Source organism: Glycomyces dulcitolivorans, assembly GCF_003265355.1.
Taxonomy (GTDB): Bacteria; Actinomycetota; Actinomycetes; order Mycobacteriales; family Micromonosporaceae; genus Glycomyces; species Glycomyces dulcitolivorans.
In genome coordinates, this window is sequence record NZ_QFRW01000040.1 from 2,203 (window position 1) to 7,782 (window position 5,580).

Annotated in this window: 5 protein-coding genes and 1 pseudogene; all 6 read left to right on the forward strand. The window is 72.9% G+C overall.

Annotated elements, in window-relative coordinates; translation table 11 throughout:
• Positions 1 to 208: pseudogene (locus DI269_RS27550) on the forward strand (dynamin family protein); the annotation flags it as partial.
• A gap of 32 nt (positions 209 to 240) precedes the next feature.
• Positions 241 to 828 carry a nucleotide exchange factor GrpE gene (locus DI269_RS27555; RefSeq protein WP_198667078.1) on the forward strand — a complete coding sequence of 196 codons (588 nt, stop codon included), beginning with the start codon at positions 241 to 243 and terminating at the stop codon, positions 826 to 828.
• The gene (locus DI269_RS02325; protein ID WP_112133531.1) at positions 825 to 2,759 is read left to right on the forward strand and encodes a dynamin family protein; all 1,935 of its coding nucleotides are present in this window, start codon (positions 825 to 827) and stop codon (positions 2,757 to 2,759) included. Before DI269_RS27555 ends, DI269_RS02325 begins: the two co-directional genes overlap by 4 nt.
• Positions 2,752 to 3,234, forward strand: coding sequence for a hypothetical protein (locus DI269_RS02330; RefSeq protein ID WP_112133532.1), 483 nt, complete (start codon positions 2,752 to 2,754; stop codon positions 3,232 to 3,234). Before DI269_RS02325 ends, DI269_RS02330 begins: the two co-directional genes overlap by 8 nt.
• 335 nt (positions 3,235 to 3,569) lie before the next feature.
• Positions 3,570 to 5,120, forward strand: coding sequence for a molybdopterin-dependent oxidoreductase (locus tag DI269_RS02335; RefSeq protein ID WP_112133533.1), 1,551 nt, complete (start codon positions 3,570 to 3,572; stop codon positions 5,118 to 5,120).
• A gap of 157 nt (positions 5,121 to 5,277) precedes the next feature.
• Positions 5,278 to 5,580 (forward strand): J domain-containing protein (locus DI269_RS02340; RefSeq protein WP_198667079.1); only part of this gene is annotated, 303 nt, incomplete at its 3' end.

A 5,580-nucleotide genomic window follows, 5' to 3' on the forward strand; every position in this document is an offset into this window, starting at 1 on the left:
GGCCGAAGTCGCCCGCCTCGCGCTCACCGACGACGCCGGCGTCGTCCTCGGCCTGCCCGACGCCCCCCGCCCGCAGCTGCGGCGCGCCGCCATCGAAGCGGCCGCGCGCTGGCGGGCCTTCGCCAACGGCGGCGCCACCCCGTCCCAGGCGCGGGTGGCGAACGTGGTGCATCGTGGTTTCCATCTGCTGGCCCAACGACTCGGCTGACCCCGTCACCGTTACGACATAAGGAGAGCAAAGTGACGAATCGACTCGGCGGACCGCTGGTGGGGGCCCTCGTGGGCCTCGCCGCCGCGGCCCTGGGCGCGGTGTTCCTCACCGGCGGCGGGTTCGATGCGCACGTCCTGGCCATAGCCGCCGGCTCGGTCCTCGTCACCGCCGTCGTCGCGTTCATCGCCGGCAAGTCCATCGCCCCCGCCGCCGGACCGGCCCTCCAGGCCCCGGCGTTCGCTCCCGCCTCCGGCACCGGCGCCGTCTCCGGGGCGATCCCCGTCGGCCAGCTCCAGGAGTCCGCCCGCGCCGCCCAGAACACCGCCGACCGCACCGTCCTGGTCGAGACCTGCATCTGGATGCGGGACCGCGCCACCTCCCCCGCGCTCGCCCAGCACCTCGACGGCGCGTTCGTGAAAGTCGGTGTCGCGCAGGTGGATGCGACCGGGCAGCGGTTCGACCCGGCCGTCCACGAGGCCGGCTCCACCGTCGCCGCCCGCGGCCCCGCCGACGAGGGCATCATCGCCCGCACCGAGCAGATCGGCTACACCGACCGCGGCCGCATCGTGCGCCACCCGATCGTCACCGTCTACCGCGGCCAGGGGGTGCGGGCATGACCGACACCACCGCGCCCGCCGCCGCGCCCGCCGCCTCCGCGGCCCAGCCGGCCCCGGCGAAGAAGGCCGCCGCGAAGCCGAACCCGGCCGTGGCGATCCACAAGCTGTGCGCCAAGGCCGCCAAGGCCGGGAACGCCTCGCTGCGGACCGTGGACGCCCGCGCCGCCGCCGAGGTCGACGAGGTCGCCCGCTGGCAGCCCGACAAGCCCGTCGCTGTCGTCGTCGGCGAGACCAAGCGCGGCAAGTCGTCCCTGGTCAACGCCCTCCTCGGCATGCCCGGCCTATCCCCTGTGGACGCCCAGGTGGCGACGACGGCGTACCTGGAGTTCGCCTACGCCGACCAGGCGTCGGTGCGCGCCTGGCAGCCCGGCGCCGCCGACCCGATGCTCCTGGGCGTCGGAGACCTGCGCAACTGGGCGACCCGCCTGGGCACCATGCCCCCCGGCATGGTCCCGCCCCGCCGCATGCTCGTGGGCCACCCCTCCGCGCTCCTCAAGCACATGTCCGTGGTCGACACCCCCGGCACCGGCGGCCTGGACCCCGACCACGCGGTCATCGCCCTCGAAGCGGTCGCCCGCGCCACCTGCCTGATCATGGTCACCGACGCCTCGTCCCCCATGGCCAAGACCGAGCTGGACTTCCTCACCGAGGCCTCCAAGCGCGTCAACTTCGTCGTCTTCGCTTTGACCAAGACCGACACGTACCCCGGGTGGAAGACCGTCCTCGAAGAGAACCGGTCCCTGATCGAGGCCCACGCGCCCCGCTTCCGCAACGCCCCCCACTTCCCCGTCTCCGCGATGCTCGCCGAACACGCACTCAACTCGCAGGGCCCGACCCGTCAGGCCCTCGCCAAGGAGTCCGGGATCGGGCGCATGCAGCGCGCCCTGGTCAAGGTCGGCACCGCCGGCAAGGCCCTGGTCGCCGCGAACGTCGTGCGAGCCGTGCGCACCGAGTTCTCCCGCCTCGCCGTCTCGGCCCAGGAGGACATGAAGGCCTACGACCCCGACCCCGAGACCGCCAACCGGCTCAAGGAAGAGAAGAAGTCGGCCCTCAACGCCCGCCGCACCGAGACGAAGAAGGCGAACCTCGCCCTGCGCGTGGAGACCCAGCGCGCCAAGATCGAAGTCCAGGGCCGGTTGCGGGCCCACCTCCAGGAGCTCGAAGAGGCCCTGCTCAACGAACTGGAGAAGGCCAACAAGGCCGCCCTCGAATCCCTCCCCCAGCGCATCGACATCGCCCTCCAGGGCATCGCCGCGCGCCTCTCCGGCGAACTCCACCAGCGGTTCGTGCTCCTGGCCGAACGCGTCCTGCGCCAGGTGTTCACCGAGGACGAGCTCATGCAGGCCACCAACTCGATCTCCGCCGGCCTGCGCGCCGCGGCCTCGGGCCGGGCCCGCCGCGACGCCAACCAGGACGGCGCCCTCCTCATGGCGTCTTCGGCCGGTGTGGCGATGATGGCCGGGCGGGCCGTCACCGCCGGCGCGGGCATGATCGGCCTGACCGCCGTCGCCGGCTCCGTCGCCTCCGTCGCCCTGACCGCCTCCGGTGTGGGCATCGGGCTCGCCGCCGCGGCGTTCCTGCTGTACCGCAGGAAGATCCAGGGCGACCGCCAGGCCGCGAAGCAGTGGGTGCAGCGCGTCATCGCCGAAGCGAGGGCGAACCTCAACGAGGAGATCGGGTTCCGGTTCACCGAGGTCGAGTTCGTGTTCAACTCCACGCTGGACGACGCCCTGGAGCGGCGCGCCGCCGAGTTCGACGCGCGGATCTCCGCGGCCGAGAACGCCGCGAAGGCCGACCAGGCCGCCCGGGCCAAGAAGCAGGCCGCGCTCAAGCAGCGCCGCGACTCCATGGCCCAGAAGGTCAAGCAGCTCGACGAGGTGCTCGCCAAGGCCCGCACCCTCGTACCAGGAGATGAGGAATCCGATGGATGAGTTCGACGAGTTCGACCCCGAAGGGGCCGACGGGGACTTCCCCGACCTCGACGACGACGGCCAGGAGGCCCCCGGGTTCGACGAGTTCGACACCGGCGAGGTTCCCGACGAGGACGGCCTGGACGCGTTCGCCTTCGACGACGACAGCGACATCGACGAGGACGAGCCCCTCGACGAGACCTTCGGCGTCGACGCCGAGTACGAGGAGGAGGCCGAGACCTCCGGCGACGAGACCGCCTACGCGGCCACCTACGAGGACCTCCTGCTCGACGAGGCCGACAACCCGCCGACGTTCCCGCCCGAACTGGACCTGGACGTGCCCGAACCGGTCGACGGCTACCCGTGGGTCGACCTCGACGCCCTCGGCTCGGCCGAGGCCGAACCCTGGGTGAACACCGTCGACGCCAGCGAATACGCCATCGCCGACATCGACGACCCGGCAGCTCAGGCCCTCGCCCGCTTCTGGCAGGGATAGCAGACCCGGCTCGGCGGACCCGGCAGCCGCCGACCGACACGACATCCGATGGCCCCGCACCACGCACAGTGCGGGGCCATCGTCGTGTCCCGGCAGGGCCGCTCGTCCGCGCCGCGGACACGGCCGAACCGGCCGCCTCCGCGGCGGCGCCGGGCTCGGGCACACAGTGGCATGTCACATGCCACCAAACTAGCTCTCGGCGCGGGCTCACAGTGGAATGTCACATACCGCGGCGACCGGCAGCGGGCGGGCGCGAACCGCGCAGCTCGCGGCCGTCGGCGTGTCCCGGCGGCCCCGTCGTGGACCTGCCGGGGAAACGGAGCGATGATGGTGGCGTGACCGGTGATTCGCACGAACCAGAGCCGCAGGCCCCCGTCGAAGCGGCGGGAGGCGAGAAGCGAGCCCGCAACTCGTGGGCCGCCGCCGGATTCTTCGCGACGCTCGCCGCTCTCGCGGTCGGGCATCTCGCCGCCGCACTCGCCGCACCCAGGTCCTCGCCGCTGTCGGCGCTGGCCGATACCGTCATCGCCGTCGTGCCGCTGGCGGTCTCGCACTGGTTCATCGAACTGGTCGGCACCGCCGACAAGCCCCTGCTGACCATCGGTCTCGCCGCCGGCGTCCTCGCCGCGGGCGCCGGGCTCGGGGTCCTGTGGCGCACGCGCCCGCTCCCCGCGGCCATCGGCGTGCTCGCCTTGGCCGGTGTCGGTGGGGCCGCGGCGGTCACCAGGCCCGGCCTGGGCGCTTCGGCCGCCGTCCCCGCGGTCCTCGCCGCGATAGTGGTGCTCGCCGCGCTCGCCTGGTGGGCCCGGCGCGGACACGCCGCGACCGTGAAGGGCCGCAGGGGGTTCTTCGGCGCCCTCGCCGGTGTCGCCGCCGCCTCCGTGGCCGCCTCGTGGTGGGCCGGGCGGGTCGGGCCGGCCGCGATCGAGGCCGACCGCGAGGCCGTCACGCTGCCCGAACCCGATGTGCCCGCGGTCGAACCGGGCCCGGTCGCCGACTTCGACGTCGACCATCTCACCCCCTACCGGGTTCCCAACGGCGACTTCTACCGCATCGACACCGCCATCACCGTCCCGCGCGTCGACGTCGACACGTGGTCGCTGCGCGTCCACGGCATGGTCGACCGCGAGATGACCTACACCTTCGACGACCTGCTGGGCAGGGAACTCATCGAACGCGACATCACCCTCGCGTGCGTCTCCAACCCCGTCGGCGGCGACCTGGTCGGCAACGCGCGCTGGCTCGGCGTCGCCCTCGCCGACCTTCTCGCCGAGGCCGGGCCCGACCCCGCCGCCGACCAGCTCGTCTCCCGCTCCACCGACGGCTGGACCGCCGGGTCCCCTACCGAGCTCGTCTTCGACGGGCGCGACGCCATGATCGCCGTCGGCATGAACGGCGAGGCGCTCCCGGTCCTCCACGGCTGGCCCGCCCGCCTGGTCATCCCCGGCCTGTACGGGTACGTCTCGGCCACCAAGTGGCTCACCGAACTCGAACTGACCACCTTCGACGCCTACGACGCGTACTGGATCACCCGCGGCTGGTCCACCCCGCGCCCCATCAAGACCCAGTCGCGGATCGACACGCCGCGCTCGCGCGCCGACGCCGGGACGGTGACCGTCGCGGGGGTCGCGTGGGCCCAGCACCGCGGCATCGCCGCGGTCGACCTACGCATCGACAATGGCGAATGGCAGCCCTGTGCACTGTCCGATGTCGCCACCGGCGACACGTGGCGGCAATGGCGCTTCGAATGGGACGCGTCCTCCGGGGAGCACACGCTCACCGTCAGAGCGACCGACGGGGAAGGGAATCCGCAGACCAGCGCCGTGCAGGGCGTCATCCCCGACGGCGCCACCGGCCTCCACAGTGTCACCGTCACCGTCTCCTGATTGAAGTCGCGGCCACGACAGGCTGAAATTTAGGGACCTGCCGACACCGAAAGGGGCGAACCGGCGGTAGATTGGGGGCTCCATTACCGTCGAGTCCGACGCCCGATCCCCCTCGCCGGGCACAGGCCCGTCCCCGTACGACCGACCGGGAGCCGTGGTGAACGAACCAGACCACTACCGCGTCCTCGGGGTGAGCCCGCAGGCACCACGCAACGAGATCCAGGCCGCCTACCGCAGGCGCCTCCGCGAGACCCATCCCGACCGCGGCGGCGACGAAGGCGAGTTCCACCTCGTCCAAGGCGCCTGGGAGACGCTCTCGCACCCAGGGCTGCGCCGCGAGTACGACCTGCTGCGCTTCGGGCGCCGCGCCGCCCGCCGCTACGGCCGGGCCGCGGCCAAGCCCGCGCACCGCAAGGTCCGCGGCTGGAACGTCGCGCCCGCCCCCGCGCCGGTGCAGCAC

What these genes read in the sequence shown, in the direction of transcription:
- DI269_RS02325 (WP_112133531.1), top strand. Translation starts at nt 825, where the DNA reads ATGACCGACACCACCGCGCCCGCCGCCGCGCCCGCCGCCTCCGCGGCC.
- DI269_RS02330 (WP_112133532.1), top strand. Translation starts at nt 2,752, where the DNA reads ATGGATGAGTTCGACGAGTTCGACCCCGAAGGGGCCGACGGGGACTTC.